Origin of the sequence: Streptosporangium sandarakinum, assembly GCF_013409935.1 — a bacterium.
In the GTDB taxonomy this organism is placed as follows: domain Bacteria; phylum Actinomycetota; class Actinomycetes; order Streptosporangiales; family Streptosporangiaceae; genus Streptosporangium; species Streptosporangium nondiastaticum.
This window is the reverse complement of sequence record NZ_JACCCO010000003.1, coordinates 137,546-160,405: the sequence shown is the minus strand read 5'-3', so window position 1 is coordinate 160,405 and position 22,860 is coordinate 137,546. Positions and strand designations below refer to the sequence as shown.

Annotated in this window: 18 protein-coding genes and 1 tRNA gene; 2 read left to right on the top strand and 17 right to left on the bottom strand. The window is 72.2% G+C overall.

The genetic code is table 11. The features are described from left to right. Positions 1-145 precede the first annotated feature (145 nt). From HDA43_RS27290 to HDA43_RS36535, 11 genes are all read right to left on the bottom strand, one after another. On the bottom strand, positions 146-1,402 hold the full coding sequence (locus tag HDA43_RS27290; protein WP_218912656.1) for an MFS transporter: 1,257 nt from the start codon (positions 1,400-1,402) through the stop codon (positions 146-148). Continuing rightward, the gene (locus HDA43_RS27285) at positions 1,399-2,691 is read right to left on the bottom strand and encodes an ATP-grasp domain-containing protein (protein WP_179826754.1); all 1,293 of its coding nucleotides are present in this window, start codon (positions 2,689-2,691) and stop codon (positions 1,399-1,401) included. The genes HDA43_RS27290 and HDA43_RS27285 overlap by 4 nt, the downstream gene beginning before the upstream one ends. Beyond that, the gene (locus tag HDA43_RS27280) at positions 2,681-4,189 is read right to left on the bottom strand and encodes an amino acid adenylation domain-containing protein (RefSeq protein WP_179826752.1); all 1,509 of its coding nucleotides are present in this window, start codon (positions 4,187-4,189) and stop codon (positions 2,681-2,683) included. Before HDA43_RS27280 ends, HDA43_RS27285 begins: the two co-directional genes overlap by 11 nt. Next, positions 4,186-4,374: an MbtH family protein gene (locus HDA43_RS27275; protein ID WP_179826749.1), complete on the bottom strand. Its 189-nt coding sequence runs from the start codon at positions 4,372-4,374 to the stop codon at positions 4,186-4,188. Before HDA43_RS27275 ends, HDA43_RS27280 begins: the two co-directional genes overlap by 4 nt. Then, on the bottom strand, positions 4,364-8,224 hold the full coding sequence (locus tag HDA43_RS27270; protein WP_179826746.1) for a non-ribosomal peptide synthetase: 3,861 nt from the start codon (positions 8,222-8,224) through the stop codon (positions 4,364-4,366). The genes HDA43_RS27275 and HDA43_RS27270 overlap by 11 nt, the downstream gene beginning before the upstream one ends. A 6-nt stretch (positions 8,225-8,230) precedes the next feature. Further along, complete coding sequence (locus tag HDA43_RS27265; protein ID WP_179826745.1) at positions 8,231-8,515, bottom strand: phosphopantetheine-binding protein; 285 nt, start codon at positions 8,513-8,515, stop codon at positions 8,231-8,233. After that, positions 8,512-10,023 carry an NAD(P)/FAD-dependent oxidoreductase gene (locus HDA43_RS27260; RefSeq protein ID WP_179826744.1) on the bottom strand — a complete coding sequence of 504 codons (1,512 nt, stop codon included), beginning with the start codon at positions 10,021-10,023 and terminating at the stop codon, positions 8,512-8,514. Before HDA43_RS27260 ends, HDA43_RS27265 begins: the two co-directional genes overlap by 4 nt. Positions 10,024-10,455: 432 nt before the next feature. Continuing rightward, positions 10,456-12,114 carry a DUF885 domain-containing protein gene (locus HDA43_RS27255; RefSeq protein WP_179826743.1) on the bottom strand — a complete coding sequence of 553 codons (1,659 nt, stop codon included), beginning with the start codon at positions 12,112-12,114 and terminating at the stop codon, positions 10,456-10,458. Between the two features lie 101 nt (positions 12,115-12,215). Further along, positions 12,216-12,554, bottom strand: coding sequence for a type II toxin-antitoxin system RelB family anti-toxin (gene relB, locus HDA43_RS27250; RefSeq protein ID WP_179826742.1), 339 nt, complete (start codon positions 12,552-12,554; stop codon positions 12,216-12,218). Between the two features lie 62 nt (positions 12,555-12,616). Then, a complete protein-coding gene (locus HDA43_RS27245) occupies positions 12,617-12,913 on the bottom strand; it encodes a type II toxin-antitoxin system RelE/ParE family toxin (RefSeq protein WP_179826740.1) in 297 nt (98 codons plus the stop codon). A gap of 139 nt (positions 12,914-13,052) precedes the next feature. Then, positions 13,053-14,774: a tetratricopeptide repeat protein gene (locus HDA43_RS36535; RefSeq protein ID WP_179826738.1), complete on the bottom strand. Its 1,722-nt coding sequence runs from the start codon at positions 14,772-14,774 to the stop codon at positions 13,053-13,055. Positions 14,775-15,325: 551 nt separating this feature from the next. Between HDA43_RS36535 and HDA43_RS27235 the strand changes: the two genes are divergently transcribed. Continuing rightward, on the top strand, positions 15,326-15,937 hold the full coding sequence (locus tag HDA43_RS27235; RefSeq protein WP_179826736.1) for a DUF6461 domain-containing protein: 612 nt from the start codon (positions 15,326-15,328) through the stop codon (positions 15,935-15,937). Positions 15,938-16,299: 362 nt separating this feature from the next. Here the strand turns inward: HDA43_RS27235 and HDA43_RS27230 are convergent. The 6 genes from HDA43_RS27230 to HDA43_RS27205 form a co-directional block, all read right to left on the bottom strand. Then, positions 16,300-16,371: transfer RNA gene (locus HDA43_RS27230), tRNA-Val, on the bottom strand. Positions 16,372-16,404: 33 nt separating this feature from the next. Further along, positions 16,405-17,421, bottom strand: coding sequence for an ROK family protein (locus tag HDA43_RS27225; protein WP_179826734.1), 1,017 nt, complete (start codon positions 17,419-17,421; stop codon positions 16,405-16,407). A 196-nt stretch (positions 17,422-17,617) separates the two neighbouring features. Continuing rightward, on the bottom strand, positions 17,618-17,965 hold the full coding sequence (locus HDA43_RS27220) for a hypothetical protein (RefSeq protein ID WP_179826732.1): 348 nt from the start codon (positions 17,963-17,965) through the stop codon (positions 17,618-17,620). Positions 17,966-18,032: 67 nt separating this feature from the next. Then, entirely contained in the window at positions 18,033-18,488 is a 456-nt protein-coding gene (locus HDA43_RS27215; RefSeq protein WP_179826731.1) for a peroxiredoxin, read from the bottom strand. An 83-nt stretch (positions 18,489-18,571) separates the two neighbouring features. Continuing rightward, the gene (locus tag HDA43_RS27210; RefSeq protein ID WP_179826728.1) at positions 18,572-19,000 is read right to left on the bottom strand and encodes a DUF3052 domain-containing protein; all 429 of its coding nucleotides are present in this window, start codon (positions 18,998-19,000) and stop codon (positions 18,572-18,574) included. Positions 19,001-19,123: 123 nt separating this feature from the next. Beyond that, entirely contained in the window at positions 19,124-19,531 is a 408-nt protein-coding gene (locus HDA43_RS27205) for a secondary thiamine-phosphate synthase enzyme YjbQ (RefSeq protein WP_179826726.1), read from the bottom strand. Positions 19,532-20,071: 540 nt separating this feature from the next. On the opposite strand from HDA43_RS27205, the gene aceE reads away from it, so the two are divergent. Next, positions 20,072-22,819, top strand: a complete 2,748-nt coding sequence (aceE, locus tag HDA43_RS27200) for a pyruvate dehydrogenase (acetyl-transferring), homodimeric type (RefSeq protein ID WP_179826724.1) — start codon at positions 20,072-20,074, stop codon at positions 22,817-22,819. Positions 22,820-22,860: the final 41 nt, after the last annotated feature.

The window sequence follows — 22,860 nt, the reverse complement described above, 5'->3', positions numbered from 1 at the left end:
ACGCGGGGAGAACGCGGGGAGCCGGAGACACGACGAACCGGGCCCGCCGCTCAGGCGAGCCCGGTTCGTCGTGTCTCCGGCGTTCAGATCCTCGCCGCTCAGGCGAACCCGGTGGGTCCCTCCCCGGCGCTCCTGCCTTCGCCGTTCAGGCGAGCCCGGTGGATCCCTCCCTGCCGCTCAGGCCGCGGTCTTCCCGGCCCGGCAGGCAGAGCCAGGCCGAGACCAGGCCGCCGGCCGCGCAGACGGCCCACAGCGCCCACTCGTTCAGGGCGTACACCGCGCCGCCGATGATCGGGCCGACGCCGGTGCCCGCCGTGATGGCGGCGCCGTACAGGCCCTGGTAGCGCCCGCCCATGGTGGGCGGGGCCAGGTCGCTCAGGTAGGCGCTGGCCATCGAGGCGTACAGCATCTCCCCGAGCGTCCACAGCAGGACGGTGGCCGCCAGCCAGCCCATGCCGCCGGCCAGGCCGGTCAGGGCCAGCCCGGCGCCGGTCAGGACGTTGCTCAGCGCGAGGACGTAGCCGGGGACGCGGCGGGAGACCATGCCGGTGATCGGCAGTTCGAGCAGCAGGACCAGCACGCCGTTGAGGCCCATCAGCAGGCCGAAGTCGGCCGCGGACAGGTGGTGCGCGTCGACGTGCAGCGGCAGGCCGACGGTGGACTGGATGTAGACGAACTCGGCGATCAACGTCATGACCAGGAAGCGCCGCAGGCGGCGGTCGGCGAGCGCCCGGCGGTAGCTCGGCTGCGGCGCCCCGGCGCCGGGGTCCGGCTCCCGGTCGTCCGGTGCGGCGCGGGGCACGTCCCGCAGCAGGACGGCCGCTATGGCGGCGAACAGCAGGCAGGCCACGGCGTTCCCGACGAACAGCGCCAGGTACGACACCGTGGCCAGGAACCCGCCGAGCACGCCGCCGGCCGCGGCACCGACGTTCATCGCGAAACGGTGTACGGCGAAGGCGGCCAGCCGCTGCTGGGTGGTCGTCGTGGCGTCCATGAGCAGCGCGGCCGACGCGGGGCGGTAGACCTGGGAGGCCGTCCCGGCCAGGAAGGCCAGCGTGATCAGCACGGGCAGCGAGTCCGACATCGGGATGGCGGCCGTCGGCCCCGCCGTCGCCAGCATGGACAGCACGATGGTCCAGCGGCGCCCGAGCCGGTCGGCGAGGTAGCCGCCGACCGTGTTGCCGAGGACGTTGCCCAGCCCGGCGCCGCCGAGCACCAGCCCGGCCGCCGCGGGCGGGATGTCCCGGCTGGTGAGGTAGAGGACCATGAAGACCGGCAGGAAGTTGCCGATCCGGACGACCAGCATGCCGAAGCCGAGGATCCACACCGGCGCGGGCAGCCGCCGTACGGTGTCGCGGAATCGGGGACTGCTGTCGTCCGACTGCGGCGCGCGTACGCTCACGAAACCGCCTCGGTGCGGATGGCGACCATCGCCGCCAGCCGCTCGCAGGCGGCGGCGGCCTGCTCGGCCGTCTCGCCCCGTGCCAGGACGTGCCCGACCCGCTCCTCGCTCCAGGTGAGCGGGGGCACCTCGTCCCCGGGCCGGACGGAGATCTCCAGCTCCACCAGCGCGGGGTCGGCGAGGACGTCCTCGACGCCGGTCACCTCGGTCACCCTCCCCGGGGGCGGGGTGAGGAAGCGGATCGCGGCGCCGGCCCGCGGCAGGGGCGACCGGGTCAGCGGCTCGACCAGTCCGAGCCGCGAGCCGAGCGCGTGGCGGTCCATGTCGACGCCGTAGGCGATCTCGGTCAGCTCGTTGATCCGGTCGCCGCCGATGCGGGTGTGCGACTCGACGATCCGCGGGCCGCGGCCGGTCAGCTTGACCTCGGTGTGGCCGGGGCCGTTGCGCAGGCCGACCGCGTCGAGGAAGGCCATGACCAGCCGTTCGACCTCGCGCAGCAGCGGTTCGGGGTGCCGGCTGGGGCAGGAGTGGCCGACCTCCACGAAGCCCGGCCCGCCGAGCACCTTGTCGGTCACCCCGACGAGGACGTGGCGCCCGTCGAAGCTCAGCGTCTCCACGCTGATCTCCGGTCCGTCGAGGAACTCCTCCATGAGGAACCGGTCGAGGGGCCCGGCCAGGTCGGATCTGTCGAACCGCGCTTCGAGCTCGCGGAAGCGCGCCGGGACGGCCGCGAGGTCCGCCTCGTCGCGGATGGCGAACACGCCGATGCTGCCCGCCTCGCAGACCGGTTTCACGAAGATCGGCAGCCCGTGCGCCGCGGCGAAGTCCCGCAGGTCCCGCTCGGTCTCCCCCACGGCGGCGGCGACCGGGCTGACGCCCAGCCCGTTGAGCCGCCGCCGCATCCGCCACTTGTCCAGCAGCAGGTCCACCGTCTCCAGCGAGTGCCAGCCCAGCCCGAGCATCCGGTCGATCTCCGCGGCGGGCCGGACGCCGAGCTCGTACAGCGACACCACGCCGTCGAACGGATACGCCCGGTGGAGCGCCCGCACCAGCGGCAGCAGCCGTTCGGTGTCGGTGTAGTCGACGAGCAGCGCCTGGTCGACGTAGGGCCAGTGGGCCCGGTCGTACTGGCCGGGCTGCTGGATGTAGACGACGCCCATGCCGAGCTCGTGGGCCTTGCGCACGAGCTTGGGCCGGCCGCCGATCAGGGCTATCGTCGGCCGTCCCGTCCGCCGGGACGAGACCCGGCCGGTCTCGGGTGACGTCGCGTGCCCGGTCTCATGTGACATCGTCGGTCCTCCTCCGGTCGGCCCGCGTCTCGGCGAAGGGCATCTCCGCCAGCGCCGCACGATCGATCTTCCCAGGTCGGTTGAGGGGAAGGCGGTCCAGCCACACGTGGAAACGCGGCACCATGTGCCGCGGCAGGCGGTCGCGGAGGCGGTCGGAGATCTCCTCGTCGGGCAGCGGCGTGCCGGCCAGGAAGGCGACGAGGGCCGCGCCGCCCGGGGCGTCCCGGCGCAGGAGCACCGCCGCGTCGGCCACTCCCGGGCAGCCGCGCAGGGCGTGTTCCACCTCCCCGATCTCGACGCGGAACCCGCTGACCTTGACCTGGTCGTCGGCGCGGCCGAGGAAGACGTACTCCCCGTCGGGTTGCCGCCGCACGCGGTCCCCGGTGGCGTACATGCGCCGGCCGGGGACGTCGGAGAACGGGTCGGGCAGGAAGGCCGCCGCCGTACGGCCGGGCAGCCCGAGGTATCCCCTGGCCAGGCCGGCGCCGGCGATGTACAGCTGGCCCGCGGCTCCGTCGGGGACGGGGTTCAGCTCCTCGTCGAGGACGTAGGCCCGGACGCCCCGGATCGGCCTGCCGATCGGCACCCAGCGCGGCGTGGACTTGTCGCACCGGTACCACAGGGGCGCGACCGAGGTCTCGGTGGGCCCGTAGCCGTTGCGGACGACCAGCGGGTCCGCGTCGGCGAGGCCGGGCCCGTCGAGCTGGGAGCCACCGGTGATCACCAGCCGCACCCCGGCCTCGGCCAGCCGCGGCAGCAGCGACCCGCCGTAGGGGCCGAGCACCGCGGCCGGGATCTCCAGCACGGTCGCCCCCAGCGCCCGTACGGCGCGCAGCATCCCGGCCGCGGGCAGCTCGCCGGGGTCGGGGACGGCGACGCAGCCGCCGCAGCACAGCGGCATCAGCACGTCGTGCATCGTGCTGTCCACGGTGACCGCGAGCGTCCACAGCATCACGTCGTCCGGCCTGACCAGGTCGAGGTCCTCGATGGAGGCCATCACCAGGTTGGAGAGGCCCTCGTGCGGCACGCCCACGACCTTCGGGCGCCCGGTCGAGCCGGAGGTGGTGATGGCGTAGGCCAGGTCGAGCGGGTCCGGCGCGACCGGCGGGGCCTCCTCCTCGTCCTCCAGCGTGGGGTCGTCGATGAGCTGGGCGCCGGGCAGCCACCCGGCGGGGGCGGCGACGAGCACCTGGCGGCATCTGGTGCCGTCGAGGATCTCCCGGTTGCGCAGCGGCGGGTCGTCGGGGTCCAGCGGCAGGCAGGCGGCGCCGGAGCGCAGGATGGCGACGATGCCGGTCAGCGCCTGCGGTCCGCGGGGCGCGACCAGCCCGACGATCCCGCCTGGCCCGGCGCCGCCGCGCCGCAGCCGGGCGGCGAGCCGGGCCGTGGTCCGGCCGAACTCCGCGTAGGTCCACGACCGGCCGGAGGTCCTGACCGCCGTGGCGTCCGGCCGTTCCCGCACCTGCCGTTCGAACAGGTCGCACACGGTCGGCGTCACGTGCCCTCCCGCAGGCTCCGCGGCCGCATGTCGGTCCAGTTCACGTCGATGCGGGCCAGGCACTCCGCCTTCGGCGCCGGGCTCCCCACGGGCCGCCAGCCCGCCGGCAGGTCGCGGCCGGCCGGCCAGATCGAGTACTGCTCCTCGTCGTTGACCACGACGTGGAACTCGCCGTCATCGAACATCTCGCGCTCGGTCCTCTCTCAACGCCCATGAGACGGCCTCCGGGAGCACCGACTCCCAGGCCGCGTAGGTGTGGCCGCCGTCGCCGTACTCGCACCGCACCACGTGTCCGCGGGCGGCCAGTTCCTCCCCGGTGCGCTTGACGGCCTCGACCAGGTCGAGGCCGTCGTCGAGCATGATGTCGGCCTCCTCCCGGCTCGCGTACAGGAACAGCCGGGCCGGGGCGGAGGCCGCCGGGCCGAGCCGGTGCTCGCTCAGCGGTCCGGACAGCGCGATCGCCCCCTCGAAACCGTCGGGGCGGCGCAGCGCGGCGCGGACCGCCGCGACCGCGCCGAGGCTCGCGCCGACCGCGACCGCCCGGCCCGGCCGCCACCGGTCTCCCAGCCGGTCCCGCAGGACGGGGAGCAGCTCGTCGGCGAGCAGGTCCGGGTAGGCGTCGTCGAGCAGTTCCCGGCGGCGGGACGACCAGTCGGCGGGGCTGAGGAAGATCGCCGCGGCCTCAGGGACGCGGCGGTCGCCGGCGAGCCGGGCCACGATCGCCGGGAGGCGCATGACGTCCACGAAGTCCGAGCCGTCGAGGACGACCAGGGTCCTCGTCACCTCGGCCTCCCCGTCCGGGACGAACAGGTCCACCCGCCGGTCGCCGCCGAGGGTCCGGCTGTGCCAGGTCCGCCGTTCGAGGAGGAGGCCGGCGTCGAGGCCGGGCAGGCTCTCGGTCAGGAGCGCCGCGGCGTAGGCGGCGGGCGTGCGGTGGCGCGTCATGAGACGGAGCGGCACCTCCCGGCCGAGCAGCCGCCGGACCGCCGCGGTCGCCCGCGGCACCAGCAGCGAGTGGCCGCCGTGGTCGAAGAAGTCCTCACCGGCCGCCAGGGGCCGGCCCAGCACCCGCGACCAGGCCTCCGCGACGTTCGCCTCCAGGCCGTTGCCCGGCGGCGCGGCCGTACCGGACCCCTCTCCCGGCGGCGCGGCCGCGCCGGGGCGGGGCGGCGCGACCGGCGGCAGGCTCGCGCGGTCCACCTTGTTGTTGCGGGTCAGCGGGACGCGCGGGATCCGGACGAGGTGGTCGGGGATCATGTAGGCGGGCAGTGTCGCGCGCAGCCGGTCGCGCAGCGCCGCGACGTCTCCGGACCCGTCCGTCACGACGTAGGCGACCAGGGCCGGACCGGTGTCCAGCTCGGCGCGGACCACGACGGCCGAGGTGGCCCCGTGACGCAGCAGGGCGTGCTCGACCTCGCTCGTCTCGATCCGGTAGCCGCGGATCTTCACCTGGCGGTCGGCGCGGCCGAGGAAGTCGACGGCGCCGCCGGGCAGCCGCCGGCCCACGTCCCCGGTGCGGTACATGCGGGATCCCGGCGGGCCGTAGGGGTCGGGGAGGAACGCCTGCGCGGTCAGCCCCGGGCGGCCGTGGTAGCCGCGGGCCAGGCCGTCGCCGGCGAGGTAGATCTCACCGCGCATGCCGTCCTGGACGGGGCGGAGGTCGCGGTCCAGGAGGTACAGGCGGGTGTACGGGATGGGGTGGCCGATCGGCACACGGCCGTCCCGGAACCCCCCGTCGAAGACGGTGGCCAGCACGGTGCACTCGGTGGGTCCGTAGGAGGCCGTGACCCGGCAGCCGGGCAGCAGCTCGCGGGCGGCCAGGAAGCTTCTGGGGCTGACCACGTCACCGCCGACGACGAGCTGACGCAGGCCGGACAGCTTCCGCAGGTCCCGCTCGGCGAGGAGGTCGAGCTGCGGGGAGACCAGTTTGAGCGTGGTCACGCCGTGGTCGCGGACGACGGCCTCCAGGTCCTCCAGGAGGGCGCCGGTGCCGGTCACCACCACGCGTCCGCCGTGCGCGAGCGGGGTCCACTCCAGGACCGAAACGTCGAAGGTGAGCGGCCCGGCCTGCAGGAACGTCGTGCCGGGGCCGATGTCGAGGTAGCGCGGGGCGCCGGCGACGAGCCTGCTGAGCGCACTGTGCGGGACGGCGACCGACTTGGGGGCGCCGGTCGAGCCGGAGGTGGAGATCAGGTAGGCCAGGTCGCCCGGACGCGCGGCCGGCGGCGGGTTACCCGTGTCGTAGCCGGCCAGGTCGGGATCGCCGAGCACCAGCAGCGGCGCGGCGTCGGCGGGGACGCGGTGGGCCAGCGACGGGCTGACGATCGTGAGGGCCGCCCCCGCGTCGGAGAGCATGAACCGCAGCCTGCCGGGCGGGAAGCCCGGATCGATCGGGAAGTAGGCGGCGCCGCACTTGGCGATGGCGAGCAGCACGGCGAACCGGTCGGTGGTCTGCTCCAGGCAGACGGCCACGACCCGCCCCCGTCCCACGCCGCGGGCCACGAGGTGCCGGGCCAGCCGGTTCGCCAGCCGGTTCAGCTCGCCGTAGGAGAGCTTCTCCCCCGCGAGTTCCCCCGCCGTGCCGGTCACCGCCGTCTCCCGCGGGCGGCGGACGGCCTGCGCCTCGACCAGCTCCACTACGGTGGCCCGCGGCGCCGGGTCGGCGGCGACCGGCGCCGCCGCGGGCCTCCCGGCCAGGTCCAGCTCGCGCAGCGGCCGGTCGGGTTCCGCCGCCCCCCGGGCGAGCAGCCGGACGTAGCGCTCCGCCAGCGCGGCGATCGTCGTCCCGTCGAACAGGGCGGGCCGGTAGACGAAGGTGGCGCGCAGCCGTCCGCCCGCCGTCTGCGTGGTGAGCGACAGGTCGAACCGGGCGGTCACCGGCAGCTCCGGATACCACCACTCCGGCGCGCCGGGGGCCTCCGCCAGCGCGGTACGGTCCCCCGCGTGGTTCACCACGACGTCGAAGATCGGGTTGCGCCGCTCCTCCGACCCGGCCCGCACCGCCCCGACGATCCGCTCGAAGGGCACGTCCTGGTGCGCGTCGGCCGCCAGCCACGCGTCGCGGGTACGGGTCACCAGCTCGCGGAAGGTCGTCCCCCGGCCGGACACGTCCACCCGCAGGACCACGGTGTTGACGAAGAAGCCGATCAGGTCCTGCAGCTCCGGGCGGGGGCGGTCGGAGATGATCGCCCCGATGACGACGTCGTCCTGCCCGGAGAACGCGCTCAGCGCCGCGACCAGCGCGGCCGTCACCACCACGCCGGGGCTCGCCCTGGCCCGCCAGGCGACCGCCGTCATCGCCGCGGTGTCCTCCTCCGGCAGCTCCACCACGAGGCTCGCGCCCGTCGCGTCGTCCCGCCCGGTGCGCGGCCGGTCGGTGGGCGGCTCCAGCCGCTCGTAGCCGGCCAGCGTCCGCTCCCAGTGCGCGAGCCCCGGCCGGAGCAGGTCGTCCGTCAGCAGGCGCCGCTGCCAGCGGGCGTAGTCGCCGTACTGGACCGGCAGGGCGGGCAGGCTCGGCGCCCGCCCCGCCGACGCCGCGTCGTAGAGCTCGAAGAGGTCGCGGGCCAGCACGTCCATCGACCACCGGTCGGTGACGATGTGGTGCAGCGCCGTGAACAGGCCGTGTCCGTCCTCCAGCTCCGCCACGACCACCCGCAGCAGCGGTGGCCGTGACAGGTCGAACGGCTCGGACGCGGCCCGTTCGACGGCCGCCCGCCACTCGCGTCCCGCCCGGACGACGGGCACCTCCACCTCGCCGGCGACCTCCTGCGCGGTCGTCCCGTCGGGCCGCAGGACGAACCCGGTGCGCAGGATGTCGTGGCGGCGTGTCAGGCCGGCGAGCGCGGCGGTGAGCGCCGGGAGATCGAGCCCCGCAGGAAACCGCCAGCCTCCGGTGATGTGGTACTGGTCGTGCGACGAGTCCAGCTGACGCAGCCACCACAGGCGCTCCTGCCCCGCCGACAGCGGGAAGCGGCGTTCCGCGGGGTCGTGGAGCAGGGGGAACGGATTCGTCGGGCGCGGCTCGATCCTCGGCATCTGCGCCTACACCCTCCTCTCGGACTTCTCGTGCGCCGACCTGGCGGCCTCGACGGCCGCCGTGATCGTGCCGACGGTGCGGAAGGTGCCCTCCCGCAGCGCCTCCTCGGGCAGCTCGATCTGGAAGGTGTCCTCGACGGTGAGCATGAGCCCCATGCAGGTCAGCGACGTCATGCCCATGTTCCACAGGTCGTCGTCGGCGTCGAGCTCGTATCCGTGGGCGGACAGGTTGAGCTGCTTGTCGACGATCCGCCGGACGATCTCCACCACCGGTTCCTGGGAGACGATCATCGCCGCGCCTCCCCCGCCCCCGCGCCCACCGGCCGCGAACCGCTCCGGCCGGACAGGCGGCGGAAGTAGCGGGCGACCCGGCGCGCGCCGAGCAGGCTGCCCTGCGCGTACCAGAGGATGTCGGGGCCGAGCGCGTAGTCGATGTCCATCGTGTCGTAGAACTTCATGGCCATGGCCCGGTAGTAGTCGGCGATCTGCCCCGTGGTCATCTGCGGCGCTGCCTCCGCGCCCGTCTCGAACCAGGCGGCGAGGTTGTGCTCGACGTACTCGTTGACGGACCACTCGATCGTCCTGGTCTCGATCGGCGCGCGGGTCGGCCTGAACATCGGGTCGATGGTCCCCGGCTTGCCCTGCAGCTCGTTGGCGACGTGCTCGGCCAGCAGCGGCGCGCAGTGGAATCCGTCGCGGTAGGTCCCGGTCAGCAGGTACAGGCCGGACAGCGGCAGCCACCCGATCAGCGGGAAACCGTCGAGCGTCACCGGGCGGTTCCCGGCCAGCCACCTGGTGACCTCGTGCGAGGCGACCCGCTCGTCGAGCTGCTGCATCGAGTACTGGGCCAGGAAGCGGACGTCGGCCATCCAGGTCACGCTGGAGACCTGGTCCACCAGGCGGTTGGTGGCGCCGTAGTACTCCAGGTCGCCGGGGCCGGGCACGACGTGCAGCCCGCAGGCGAAGCCGCGGTTCGGCGTGCGGACCACGCTGCGGAACGGCTCGCCCCCGGTACGGCGGGCCAGCATCGCGAAGCCCAGCCCGGGGAAGGTCGGCACCATGTCGAGGTCGTCCAGGGCGGTCCGCACCAGCGCCTCGCTGCGCGCGCCCACCGCGACGACCACGGTGCCCGCCTCGATGACGTGGCCGTCGTCCAGCTCGACGCCGGTCACCGCCCCGTCGTCCCTGACCAGGGTGCGCACCGTCTGGTCGATCATGATCGTGTCGGTCTCGCGCAGCCGGGCCTCCAGCGCGTCCAGCACGCCGCGCGCGTCCACGGCGCCCTCGGCGGGCAGGTGGACCGCGCGCAGGGCGCGGGTGTCCAGCCGGGGCCGGAAGCCGGGGATCTCCCTGGGGTCGATCTCCTCCCACGGTTTGCCGTACTCCTCCAGGGCCTCGATCATGGCCGTGAAGTTGACCGTGTCCAGGTCGGCGCCGATGGAGTTCAGCACCACGTGGGAGTCGGGGGCGACCAGCAGCGGCGAGCCGGTCGACGAGTACCCCTCCAGCCGGTCGAGCACGTCGGGCCAGCGGTCGTGGGCGGCGACGCCGAGCTCGAACCTCGTACGCGAGGCGTCGGTGCGCAGCGACTCCGTGGTGGCCTCGCCGAAGCAGCCGAGCATGGCGCCCGCGGCCTGGCTCGCGCCGCCCTCGCGGCCGCTCGGGCCGACCATGACGACGGAGCCGACGCGGCGCTCGACCAGTTCGTCGGCCAGGAACAGGCCGAGGGCGCCGTTGCCGACGATGACGACGTCGGCCTGGGAAGGTCGTTCCGTTCTGCTGACAGCCTCTTTGCGCACAGCAACCCCCTTGAAAGGGAAATGGGAATGACGGCGATGCGAACACCGGGCGAATCACGGGCGGCAAAATGCCGCCTTTGAAACGGATCACCCGGCGAAACGGCGCGGAACGCGCGGGCGCATGACACCCTCCGCACGTCCACCGGCACGACGGAAGGGCCGGTGAACCCCTGAAGAACGGCGACGGGAGGGCTCGCCACGAGCAGGCTGGTGCTAGCTAGGACTCAGTCTTCACTCTCCCGACCAGATGGGTGGCCACTGTTCCCGCTCAGGCGGCCCGGCCTGACGACGTCGGCCACCCTGCAACAGTTGCCCACCATAAACACGCCCCGGAGATCCCGCAAGAGATTCCCGTAATTATTCACACAGTGACATCATTCATTGCGAGAGATGGTATTTACAAATATTCATGACCGAAAAGAAACCAGCCGGTCAGGGGTTAGTCAGGAGCTCCCGCATGATGTCCAGCCCGGCCGGGCCGCTGCGCAGGGCGCGGGTGTGGAAGTCCTTCAGGTCGAACTCCGCGCCGCGCCCGGCCCTGGCCTCCTCACGCAGATCGAGCCAGAGCCGCTCCCCGAGCTTGTACGCGGACGCCTGCCCCGGCCAGCCGAGATAGCGGTCGATCTCGTCGGCCGCGCGAGCCGGGTCCGTCAGCGTCCTGGTGCGCAGGAACTCGGCCCCCAGTTCGGGTGTCCACCGCTCCCCCTCGTGGAAGCCGGTGCCCGCCGGGATCTCCAGCCTCAGGTGCATGCCGGCGTCGAGCACCACGCGGGCGGCCCGGAACAGGCTCTTGTTCAGCATGCCGAGCAGGGCGCCGTCGTCGAGGTGGCCGAACTCGCGCATCAGCCGCTCGGCGTAGAGCGCCCAGCCCTCGCCGTGGCCGTCGATGAAGCACAGCAGCCGCTGGAACCGGTTGAGGCCGGGCGTCGCCACCGCCGTACCGATCTGCAGGTGGTGCCCGGGCACGCCCTCGTGGTAGAGGGTGCTGGCCTCACGCCAGGTATGGAACTCCTCCCTGTCCGGCGGCAGCGACCACCAGATCGTGCCCGGCCGGCTGAAGTCCTCGGCCGGGTTGGTGTAGTAGGCGCCCGCCCCGCCGCCCGGCGGCGCGATCCGGCAGTCCAGCCGCATCAGCTCGTCCGGGATGTCGAAGTGCCTGCCGCGCAGGTCGGCCAGCGCCCGGTCGGACAGCTCCCGCATCCACGCCCGGAACCCGTCCTCCCCGCGCACGCGGTGGCGGGGATCGGCGTCCAGCACCGCCGCGGCCTCGGCGGGACCGGCCCCGGGCCGGATCCGCCCGGCGATCCGGGCCATCTCCGCCTCGACGCGGCGGAACTCCTCCCAGCCCCAGGCGTACGCCTCACGGGGGTCCAGCCTCGCGCCGAGGAACGTCCGCGACCACAGCTCGTACGTCTCCTCACCGACCGCGTCCTCGGCCGCGGACCTCGGCCCGAGCTCGTCCCGCAGGAAGGCGGCCAGTTCGGCGTAGGCGCCGGCCGCCGCGTGCGCCCCCGCCCGCAGATCGGCGCGCAACGCGTCCCCCACGTCGGCCGGCCCGATGAGACCGGTGAAGAAGCCGTCGGGGGCCGACCAGGTCTCGCACTGCGCGATGACCCGCCGCACCTGCCGCGCCGCCGCCACCCGGCCCCTGCCGGCCGCGGCCGACAGCGAAGCCCGGTAGCCGGCGAGCGCGTGCGGCACCGCGGCCAGCCGCCCGGCGATGACCGCCCAGTCCTCCGCGGTCGCCGTGGGCATCAGGTCGAACACCCACCGGATGCTCTGGACGGGGCTGGCGACCACGTTGAGCGCCGCCTGCGGCAACCACGCCTCGTGCGTCTCCACCTCCAGGCCGATCCGTTCGGCGAACACCGCCCGCGCGACGCGTTCGCTCTCGTCGGCCGGACGCGCGGCCGAGACGCGGGCCGACGCGCTCCGGGCGAGTTCCGCCCGGGCGTCGTGCCCGTCCGGCGAGAGGTCGGGAAGCCGGTCGTCGTGACCGCCGATGCCGGCCTCGGTGGCGGCGACGGGGTTCAACCGTGCGTAGTCGTCGACGTAGGTGTCGCAGATGTCGTGCACAGTCAAGGGGTTCATGCCCCGCACGATAATCCCGGGAGTCCGCCCCGGCCCGCGACTGTCCACTCCCGGCCTCCGGAAGCGTGACCACCGCCCGGCCGGTCACCTGTGGATTCGGATCATCCCGTACGGCGCCCGCGAGGCGTGTCGAGCACCATGACCGAATCCCCGAAGTCAGCCACGATCTTGAGCTGGCCTCCCAGCGCCGTCACGTAGGCGGCCAAGGTGGCGACTTCACTGATCGCTCCGCTCTCGATCTGTGAGACGCGAGCCTGGGACACACCCATCGCCTGGGCGACGTCCTCCTGCCGCAGGCCGAGCTCACGCCGAGCTTCGGCGAGACGATAGGCTCGCCGGCGAGCCATGAGTTCCTCACCGAACTGAGCGACCTCCCGCTCGTCTTCGGGGCGGATGAGCTCGGCTCGCAGTTCCTCCCACGTCACCGCACGATCGCTCATTGCTTCCCCTCTTCGAGATACCGGGCGAAACGCGCCTCCGCCGTCTTGATCGCTACGTCGTATCAGCCGTTCCAATCATCGGACCTGTCCCCGGCGACCAGGAAGACGGCTTGCCGCCATGGATCGAAGACGAAGAGCAGTCGCACTTCGCTCCGCCCGCTGGATCCAGGTCTCAGTTCCTTGAGGTTACGGATGATCGGCCCTTGGAGTGTGTCCACCAAAGGCCGCCCCAGGCCGGGCCCTTCTTCAGTGACCCGATCCAAGGCGGCAGCGATCAGTAAGAGCGTCCGCCGATCCACCTTCCTCAGCTCATGAAGCCAGTCACGAACCTCTGGGACGATCACTATCTGCCAGTTCACCCCAGGATAATAAATTTCTTATATTGATCCAAGTGAGAGATTCAATCACTCAGTGTATCCATCTCGTGACGATCGGCATGGACGTCTGCTCGGCACGTTGATGTCACAGGGGGGTGAAGACCCCGGCGCGGAGTCACTCTCAGCCACCGTCCGGCCGTCGTCCCGCCATGGCGCGACGGCAGCGGGCCAGTTCCGCGCGCAGATCGCGTCGCAGCCCCCGGTCCAGGCCCGGCTGGGCGAGCGCGTGGGCGAAGTCGCGGGCGGCCTCGTCCCACCGTCCCAGCCGCATCAGCGCCGTACCCCGGTTGTAGTGGGGCACCGGCGCCGCCGACAGCGCCACCGCCCGGTCCAGGTCGGCCACGGCGGCTGCCGCGTCGCCGCGTTCGAACCGGACGGCGGCCCGGTTCGTCCATGCCTCGACCAGCTCCGGATCCCCGGCCAGGGCGCGGGTGAGCAACTCGTCGGCTTCGGCGAGGCCGCCGCGCTCCGAGCGGATCAGCCCGAGGGTGCACAGCAGCGCGGGCTCCTGCGGGGCCAGCGCCAGCCCGGCCCGCGCGCCCGCCTCGGCCTCGTCGAGCGCGCCGTGCTCCACCTGCAGGTTGACCAGGGTGATCCGGGCGTCGAGGTGCCCGGGATCGATGGCGAGCGCGCACTCCAGGTCGCCGCGCGCCCGTTCGGAGCGGCCCCGCTCCTGCTGGAGCACGGCCCGGTTGTAGTACGCCTCGGGCAGGTGCGGTCCCAGGCGGATCGCGGTGCCGTAGTCCCTGATCGCGGCCTGGGACCGGCCCGCCGCACGATGCAGGGTCGCCCGGTCGACGTAGTACTCGCAGTTGCCGGGATCGTGCGCGATCACGGTGTCGAGGTCGGCCAGGGCCCGCGCCGGATCGCCCAGGGCCAGGTGCACCTGCGCCCGGTTGTGGCGTAACCGGGCCAGGTCCTGCGGGCGCTCGCCGGGGGCGAGCACCGCCGTCAGCCGGGCCAGCCCGTCGTCGATCAGCCGCAGCGCGCGGGCGGGCTCACCGGCCTTGGCGTCCAGCAGCGCCAGGCCCTGCTCGTAGAAGACGGTGGACAACGTCCGCTGCCGCGGGTCGTTCAGTCCGGCGGCGAGGTGGAGAGCCCGTTCCAGCCAGTGCCGCGCCCGCGCCGGATCCTGGTCCGCCGCCGGCAGGTGCCTGGCGTACAGCATGGCGGTGGCGTACGCGGCCGACATGGTGATCTTCGGGTCGTCGGTGGCGGCGCGCGCCTCGTGGTAGAGGTCGAGCGCTTCGGCGGCGCGATCCAGCGCCGCCAGGGCGGTGGCCAGTCCGGTGGTGAACGCCCACCAGTGCCGCAGATCGCCGTCCGGGGTCACCGTGGCGCGCCCACGCCGGGCGGTTCGGGCCGCGTGGTGGTAGAAGCCGCGGGCCAGGCTGTCGCCCAGGACCGCGCGTGTCGCCTCCGGCGCCGGGTCGGCCGCCACCGGCTCGCGGGCGCCGCCGTCACGCAGGTCCAGGCGCACCGGGGACGACCCGAGCCGCCGGGTCAGCGCGTCCAGCAGCTCGCGGGTGGTCTCGTCGGCATCGCCGACGTGGTCGAACCGCACCGTGACCGGGTGCCGAAGCGTACCCGCCCAGGCCGCCACGAACTCCGCCGCGCCGTAGGCCAGGAAGGCGGTGCGCCGGGCGGGGTGGAACCGGATCGGCTCCTCCTCGGCGGCCGGTCGTGCCGCGCGGTCGAGCCAGGGTGCGATGGCGTGCAGCTCGACCTGGTGGCGGGACGCCAGGCGGGGACGGTCGGCGGCGATCCGGCCGAGAAAGGCCGCGACGCCCGCGTACGGTCCGTGGTCGCGATGGCAGTCGTAGCCGCCCGGTTCGCCGGTCACGACAGGGCCGATCGCCGCAGGGGCGGGCGCCCGGGAGCGCCCGCCGTCTCGGCAGTTACCAGCACCACTCGATCCAGAGCCGACGGGCCCCGGACAGCAGGCGCACCGCGCTCTTCCGACGGACGGTCATCTTCCTCATGGACACCTCCGTGTGATCCACTTCAGGACGCCCCGAGTGTAATCCGGCCCACCGAAAATATGTAGATCCCTCACGTTTTCATCGAAATCATCAATTCCTGTCCGGCGGGGAACCGGGATCATGTCGAGGAGCGGAAACGGGGCGGCGGCCCTGTACTTCCCCCGTTCAGACACGCCTGACGAACCGCACGGGACACAGCGGCCGGCGCCAGAGGTGAGGAAGACCGGTTTTCTTCCGGAGGCCCATCCGGCTCCTCCCCGGGGACCCGTCCGGCCGGTGTGTCCGGACCCCTGGGCGGCGCTCACCCGTACGGCGAGGCGATGCGGTGGCGGCCCCGCGGGGCTCGCGCCTTCGAACCCCTTTCTGTCGGCGACAGCTGCGATCATGCCGTCCACGCGATCAAGGAGGGACGATGACAGAGTGCCCCGAGGAGTTCCGGTGGCTCTCCGGCCGCGAGGACCTGGGCGAGATCTACTGCGTGTCCTTCGTCCGGGGGCTCTCCCCCGACGAGGTCCTCCGCCGGTTCGGCGTGGACGAGAGCACCATGGAGGAAGGAGTGACGTCCGAGGAGCTGGACGAGCGCTCGGTGGAGAGTATGAGGGACGACGCGGCCGGTTACATCGGCGCCGCGAAGATCGGTGACTGGACCCTGGTCATCGAACCGGGAGGATGGAAGCTCGCCGTTGACCCCGACGTATACGGCCCGGTCTCCCGGGGAACCGAGGTCGTGTCGGTCTGCCGCCATGATTACGCCTCCGACAGCTTCGCCTACATCGTCGACGGCGAGCCGGTCGTCTGGTTCGACCCGATGCTTCCGGACGCGCGGTCAGGCAACGATCCGGACCGTTTCGTCAAGGAGATGCGCGACGTCGGGCTGGACCCCGAACACGACATCGACGACGACCCCCGCATCGACTTCCCGACCGGGCGTTCGTTCGCCCTGGCGGGAAGGATCACCGGTCTTCCCTTCTCCCCGGAGATGCTGGAACTGCGGTTCCTCGGCGCGGAACCCCTTGAGGACTGATCGGCGAGTCCACGCGGGAGACCGTCCGTAACAGGCTCCCGCGTTCATGGGGCGGCGACCGGCGCAACCGGCCGGCCCGTCACTACGCCGCCCTCCTCACCGGACAGACGAGAACGAGATCCACGCCCGGACGCTTGTACAGGCGCAGGCGATAGCGGCCGGGGCCGCTGCGCGCGAGGTCAGGGAACGCACCTTGCTCGCCGCCAAACGGTCTGGGCGCACGATGAGGCATGATCATAATACGGCCGCCCCTCCGGAGTGATCCGCCGGCAGGGCGGGCACCCACCGGGCGACGAGGCCCGGCGTCCCGTTCGAGAACGCAGAAGGCTCTGACCTGTCATGCCAGGTCAGAGCCTTGTCCGTGGGCACTACTGGGTTCGAACCAGTGACATCTCGCTTGTAAGGCGAGCGCTCTACCGCTGAGCTAAGCGCCCCGGGTCGTCCCGTCCGTGGGACGGGATAACACCTTACGCCACGCCGGGGGATTTGGGCACATCAAGCCGCCAGGTGGCGCCCGCGCCGGGGTCTCCGGCCGCCCGCCAGCCCAGGAGGGCGGCGCCCAGCATGCCGGCGCTGACGCCGAGGGCGGCCGGGCGGATCGGCGGAGCCTCGCGGAAGGTCAGGAGTTCGCGCAGGCGGCCGGACAGCGGGTCCGACAGCAGGGGGCCCGACTCGGCCAGGCCGCCGCCCAGGACGATCACCGAGGGGTCGAGGAGGAGGGTGTAGGTGGCCAGGGAGAGGGCGAGCGCCTCGACGGCCTCGCCCCAGATCTGCGTGGCCACCGGGTCGCCCGCGGCGGTCAGCGCCGCGACCTGCTCGGCCGTGACCGGCGTGCCGGCTCCGTCGACGGCCGCCGGAGCGGCCGGGAGGGGCAGGCCGGAGGGGGCGGGCGCGGCGAGGGAGGCGACGCGGGCCGCGTAGCGGCGGGCGACGGCCGAGGCGGAGGCGTAGGTCTCCAGGCAGCCGACCTGCCCGCAGGCGCACGTCTCACCGTCGGGGAAGACGGGGATGTGGCCGATCTCGCCGCCCCATCCGGAGGCTCCGCCGTACGGCTCGCCGTTCACGATCATCGCGCCCGCGATGCCGGTGCCGATGGGCAGGAAGAGGAAGTCGGAGACCGTACGGCCGGCGCCGAGCACGCTCTCGGCGAGCCCGCCGGTGCGCACGTCGTGGCCGAGCATGACCGGGACGTCCAGCGGGACGAAGGCGGCGGCGGGGACGTCGCGCCAGCCGATGTTGGCCGAGTACAGCGCGGTGTCGGCGGTGACCAGGCCGGGTACGGCGAGGCCGACCCCGGCGGGGACGCCGTCGCCCCGGGCGGCGAGGTCGCCGATGAAGGACCTGATGGTCTCGACGACGGCCTCGGGGCCCTGCTCGCGCGGGGTGGCCCGGCGGTCGGTGAGGAGGACCTCACCGGCGCTCGTGACGAGCCCGCCCTTCATCGAGGTACCGCCGACGTCAAGGGCCACAACGAACGAGCTCATGCACGCATCCACCGGGTCGAAGGGGCGAGGCCGAGGCCGACCCTAGCGCATGGCCGATGACCTGTTACGTCCCGGATGCGGGTGAACGTCCCGGAACGGACCGCGACGGATGCGGGTGGACGCCCGTTCGGGACGCGCACGGAGGTGAGTGAGCCTCGGGGCCCTCACCGGTGTGGGCGACCGTCCCGAAAAGAAGTCAGCGGGTGCGGCCGAGGACCCGCTCCAGGGCGGCCTGGACCTCGTCGGCCAGGCCGGGAGTGCCGGATCCGCCGGTGACGGCGGCGCCCCCGGCGGCGTTCCCGGCCGAGGCGGGCCGTCCGGCCCGGGCGAGCCGTACGGCTCCGCAGGAGCGGCACTCGACCTCGCCGAGCCGGCAGATGAGGGCGACGGACCCGCACGCGGCGCACGTGTCGAGGTCGAGGTCGTGGGCGCGCTGGCAGTCCGGGCAGATGAGCACCTGGGTCTCCCGGCGCACCCCGCGCTTCCACGGGCTGACGCCACGGACCGGGTCGGTCTGCCTGGCCCCGCAGGAGAAGCAGGGCATGATCGCCTCCGGGGAGTCGAGAGCGGCGGACGCCCCCCGGACGTCCGCCGTATCACCGCTGGGGAGCTCAGAGTTCGGCGAGGACCTTCTGGTACTCGGCGATGTCGCGCGCCTCCGGAATCGGGTTCACCACGCTCCACCGGACGATGCCGTCACCGTCGATGATGAAGGTGCCCCGGGTGGCGAGGCCCTTCTCCTCGTCGAACACACCGTACGTCTGCGCGACCTGACCGTGCGGCCAGAAGTCGGAGAGCAGGGGGAAGGTGTAGCCCTCCTGGTCGGCCCAGGCGCGGTGGGTGAACACCGAGTCCACCGAGACCGTCAGCACCTGGACGTCCTCGGGCGCGGTGGCGATGAACTCGTCACGCAGCGCGCAGAGCTCGCCGTGGCAGACGCCGCTGAACGCGAGGGGATAGAAGATCAGCACGACCTTCTTGCCCCGGTGGTCGGAGAGCTTGACCGGGGTCCCGTGCTGGTCCTTCAGTTCGAAGTCCGGAGCGGGGGAACCTACCTCGACCGCCATGTCGAAAGGTCCTTTCGTCGGATGATGGGCGACACCATCATCCTGCCGTACGACTCGCATGAGCCGTACGGCAGGGCGGACCCCTACCGGCGGGTCCGCGGAGGGGCCAGTCGGGTGCCCGACCAGTCGGGAGCGGCGCTGATGCTGCTGGTCTGCGAGAGACCGGCGGTCGTGGCGTCCTCCCCGATGTCGCTGGGCTCGACGTGGCCTTCGCGGCCGGCCTTGGGAGTGAGCAGCCAGATCTGGCCGCCTGCACTCAGGTTGGTCAGCACCCCGCTGAGGGCGTCGAACAGATCGCCGTCACCGTCACGCCACCACAGCAGCACGACGTCGACGACGTCCTCGTAGTCTTCGTCGACCAGCTCGTTGCCGGTCAGCTCCTCGATGGAGTCGCGCAGATCGTCGTCGGCGTCCTCATCCCAGCCGACTTCCTGCACCACCTGACCCGGCTTGAGGCCGAGCCTTTCGGCCAGGCCGCGTTCGCCCCGAGCCTGACCCGCGGTCGCGCTCACGTTTGTCCCTCCTGCTTGAATGTCACCGCAATCGCACGGTGCTCAGAATGCTTCGGCACAGTCCACACGCTGTGACCCTCGGTCGTCAACGGTCGCCACGGCAACGAGTGGGCTACGTATGAATTAGTCCGACAAAAATGACAAACGGACCTGGCGTTCCGGATTGTCGACGTTGAGATCCACCAGGGCGATGGACTGCCAGGTGCCCAGCGCGAGCCGCCCGGACAGAACCGGGACGGTCGCGTAGGGAGGGATGAGAGCCGGCATGACATGCGAGCGCCCATGCCCCCTGGATCCGTGTGCATGCTTCCACCGGCCGTCGGCCGGCAGGAGGTCCTCCAGCGCCGCGAGCAGGTCGTCGTCACTGCCCGAGCCGAGCTCGATCAGCGCGATCCCCGCGGTGGCGTGGGGGACGAAGACGTGCAACAGCCCGTCTCCCCCGCATGAGCGGACGAAGCTCTCGCACTCGGAGGTGATGTCATGGATCCGTTCACGGGAACCGGTCACCACCTCGATCGTCTGAGATCTCACATACTCGATCCTACGATCCACGCTGAGCTGGGACGACGACCCCGCCCCATTCTTCGGGGCGGCGAGGGGCGGCCGCGGCGGAAAGTTCGCCGCTCAAACCGCCTCACCCCGGCTTCGCGCATCATTATCGTCACGATCCCACAAAGATCTTTCTTATTCTCGCGAACGGCCCACCACGGAATCCCCGGGGAATGCGGCGGTCCCCGGCCCGGCCTCACGGCCCGGCCGTCACGGACCGCCGGACCGGGGGGTTCACCGGACGCGGCCCGGTCCGCGCGGCACCGCCCGGACGTCCCACGGCCCGGACCCGGCTAGATTCGTACGGCGGGGGCGGATCCGCCCCGCCCACGGAAAGGGCCGGGCAGCGTGTACCCTGTGGGGGAAATTCGTCCTACCATCGGTGGTCTAGGCCATTTTCACGCCCCTGCCAGCGGGGACCTCTTGGTTACCGGTCAGTAGAGATGCACTTTCCGGGGTAAGCGACCAGGATGGAAGACGACCTACACCAGACAAAAGTCCATCCTCGGAAGGCGAGACCCAGTGGCTTCCGGACGCCAGCGTTTCTCGATCATCAGTGACGGCCTACCCAGCCAGCTTCCTGATGTCGACCCCAGCGAGACCCAGGAGTGGCTCGAGTCCCTCGACAACGTCGTCAAGACGGAGGGGCGGACCCGGGCCCGTTATTTGATGCTCCGCCTGCTGGAGCGGGCTCGGGAGCACCAGGTCGGCGTCCCCGGCCTGCGCAGCACCGACTACATCAACACGATCCCGCCGGAGCGCGAGCCCTGGTTCCCCGGCGACGAGTACGTCGAGCGGCGGATCCGCGCCTACATCCGGTGGAACGCGGCGGTCATGGTCACCCGGGCCAACGCCCGCACCAACGTCGGCGGCCACATCGCGACCTACGCCTCGGCCGCCTCTCTCTACGAGGTGGGCTTCAACCACTTCTTCCGCGGCAAGGACCACGGCGAGTCGGGTGACCAGGTCTTCATCCAGGGCCACGCCGCGCCCGGCATCTACGCCCGCGCCTTCCTGGAGGGCCGCCTCAACGAGACCCAGCTCGACGCCTTCCGGCAGGAGCTGTCGCACGGCATCCGGGGCCTGCCGTCCTACCCGCACCCGCGGCTGATGCCCGACTTCTGGGAGTTCCCCACGGTCTCCATGGGCCTGGGCCCGATCTCGGCCATCTACCAGGCGCGGTTCAACCGCTACCTGCTGAACCGGAAGCTCAAGGACACCAGCCGCAGCCACGTCTGGTGCTTCCTCGGCGACGGCGAGATGGACGAGCCCGAGTCGCTCGGCGCGATCGGCGTGGCCGCCCGCGAGGAGCTCGACAACCTCACGTTCGTCATCAACTGCAACCTGCAGCGCCTCGACGGCCCGGTCCGCGGCAACGGCAAGATCATCCAGGAGCTGGAGTCCTACTTCCGCGGCGCCGGCTGGAACGTCATCAAGGTCGTCTGGGGCCGCGACTGGGACCCGCTGCTGGCGGCCGACGTCGACGGCGTCCTGGTCAACAAGATGAACACCGTGCCCGACGGCCAGTTCCAGACCTACTCCGTCGAGTCCGGCTCCTACATCCGCGAGAGCTTCTTCGGCGACGACCCGCGGCTGCGCAAGATGGTCGAGCACCTGTCGGACGAGGACATCCGCAAGCTCTCGCGCGGCGGCCACGACTACCGCAAGGTCTACGCGGCCTACAAGGCGGCCCGCGAGCACGTCGGCCAGCCGACGGTCATCCTCGCCCAGACCATCAAGGGCTGGACCCTGGGCAAGGACTTCGAGGCGCGCAACGCGACGCACCAGATGAAGAAGATGTCCAAGGCCGAGCTCAAGGAGTTCCGGGACCGGCTCTACCTGCCGATCCCCGACTCCGCCCTCGAGGCCGACCTGCCGCCCTACTTCCACCCGGGCGAGAACGACCCCGAGATCGAGTACATGAAGGAGCGCCGCGCGGCCCTGGGCGGTGTCCTGCCCAAGCGCGTGGTCCGCGCCAAGCCGGTCAAACTGCCCGGCGACGCCGCCTACGCGCAGCTGAAGAAGGGCTCGGGCAAGCAGAACGTCGCCACCACCATGGCGTTCGTCCGCCTGCTCAAGGACCTCATGCGCGACAAGGAGATCGGCCACCGGTTCGTGCCGATCATCCCCGACGAGGCCCGCACCTTCGGTCTCGACGCGATCTTCCCGACCGCGAAGATCTACTCGCCGCACGGCCAGACCTACGAGGCCGTCGACCGCGAGCTGCTGCTGTCGTACAAGGAGTCGACCGAGGGTCAGATCCTGCACGAGGGCATCAGCGAGTCCGGCTCCATGGCCTCGGCGATCGCGGTGGGCACGTCGTACGCCACGCACGGCGAGCACATGATCCCGGTCTACATCTTCTACTCGATGTTCGGCTGGCAGCGCACCGCCGACCAGATGTGGCAGCTCGCCGACCAGATGGGCCGGGGCTTCCTGCTCGGCGCCACGGCCGGCCGCACCACGCTGAACGGCGAGGGCCTGCAGCACGAGGACGGCCACACCCCGCTGACCGCCTCCACCAACCCGGCGGCGGTGTCCTACGACCCGTCGTGGGCCTTCGAGGTGGCGCACATCGTCAAGGACGGCCTGCGGAGGATGTACGGGGAGAACCCCGAGAACGTCTTCTACTACCTGACCGTCTACAACGAGCCCTACCCCCAGCCGGCCGAGCCCGAGGGCCTCGACGTCGAGGGCCTGCTGAAGGGCCTGTACCGGTACGCCGCGGCGCCCGCCGTGGCGGGGCCGAAGGCCAACATCCTGTCCTCCGGCGTGGCCGGCCCCTGGGCCGTGGAGGCCCAGCGCATGCTGGCCGAGGACTGGGGCGTGGCGGCCGAGGTGTGGTCGGCCACCTCCTGGACGGAGCTGCGCCGCGAGGCGCTGGCCGTCGAGGAGCACAACCTGCTCAACCCCGACGCCGAGCGGCGGGTGCCGTACGTGACGCAGGCGCTGTCGCAGGCCGAGGGCCCGTTCGTCGGCGTCAGCGACTACATGCGCGCCGTGCAGGACCAGATCGCCCAGTGGGTCCCGGGCGACTGGACCTCCCTCGGCACCGACGGCTTCGGCCTGTCGGACACCCGGTCGGCGCTGCGCCGCCACTTCCACGTGGACGCCGCCTCCATCACCCTCGCCGTGCTCACCCAGCTGGTCCAGCGGGGCGAGCTGGACGAGGAGGTGCTGCGCGAGGCCATCGTGAAGTACCACCTGAAGAACGGCGTGACCGAGGCCGGCGGGATCGAGAGCAACGACACCCAGTCCATGGGACTGTGACGTGACGCCGGGCGGGTCCTTTTTTTGAAAGGGCCCGCCCG

Coding starts and splice junctions, on each gene's coding strand:
- HDA43_RS27275 (WP_179826749.1), bottom strand. CDS start 4,374: ATGTTCGATGACGGCGAGTTCCACGTCGTGGTCAACGACGAGGAGCAG.
- HDA43_RS27215 (WP_179826731.1), bottom strand. CDS start 18,488: ATGGCGGTCGAGGTAGGTTCCCCCGCTCCGGACTTCGAACTGAAGGAC.
- HDA43_RS27285 (WP_179826754.1), bottom strand. CDS start 2,691: ATGTCACATGAGACCGGGCACGCGACGTCACCCGAGACCGGCCGGGTC.
- HDA43_RS27225 (WP_179826734.1), bottom strand. CDS start 17,421: ATGAGCTCGTTCGTTGTGGCCCTTGACGTCGGCGGTACCTCGATGAAG.
- HDA43_RS27235 (WP_179826736.1), top strand. CDS start 15,326: ATGACAGAGTGCCCCGAGGAGTTCCGGTGGCTCTCCGGCCGCGAGGAC.
- relB (WP_179826742.1), bottom strand. CDS start 12,554: ATGAGCGATCGTGCGGTGACGTGGGAGGAACTGCGAGCCGAGCTCATC.
- HDA43_RS27255 (WP_179826743.1), bottom strand. CDS start 12,114: ATGAACCCCTTGACTGTGCACGACATCTGCGACACCTACGTCGACGAC.
- HDA43_RS27220 (WP_179826732.1), bottom strand. CDS start 17,965: ATGCCCTGCTTCTCCTGCGGGGCCAGGCAGACCGACCCGGTCCGTGGC.
- HDA43_RS27270 (WP_179826746.1), bottom strand. CDS start 8,224: ATGCCGAGGATCGAGCCGCGCCCGACGAATCCGTTCCCCCTGCTCCAC.
- HDA43_RS27265 (WP_179826745.1), bottom strand. CDS start 8,515: ATGATCGTCTCCCAGGAACCGGTGGTGGAGATCGTCCGGCGGATCGTC.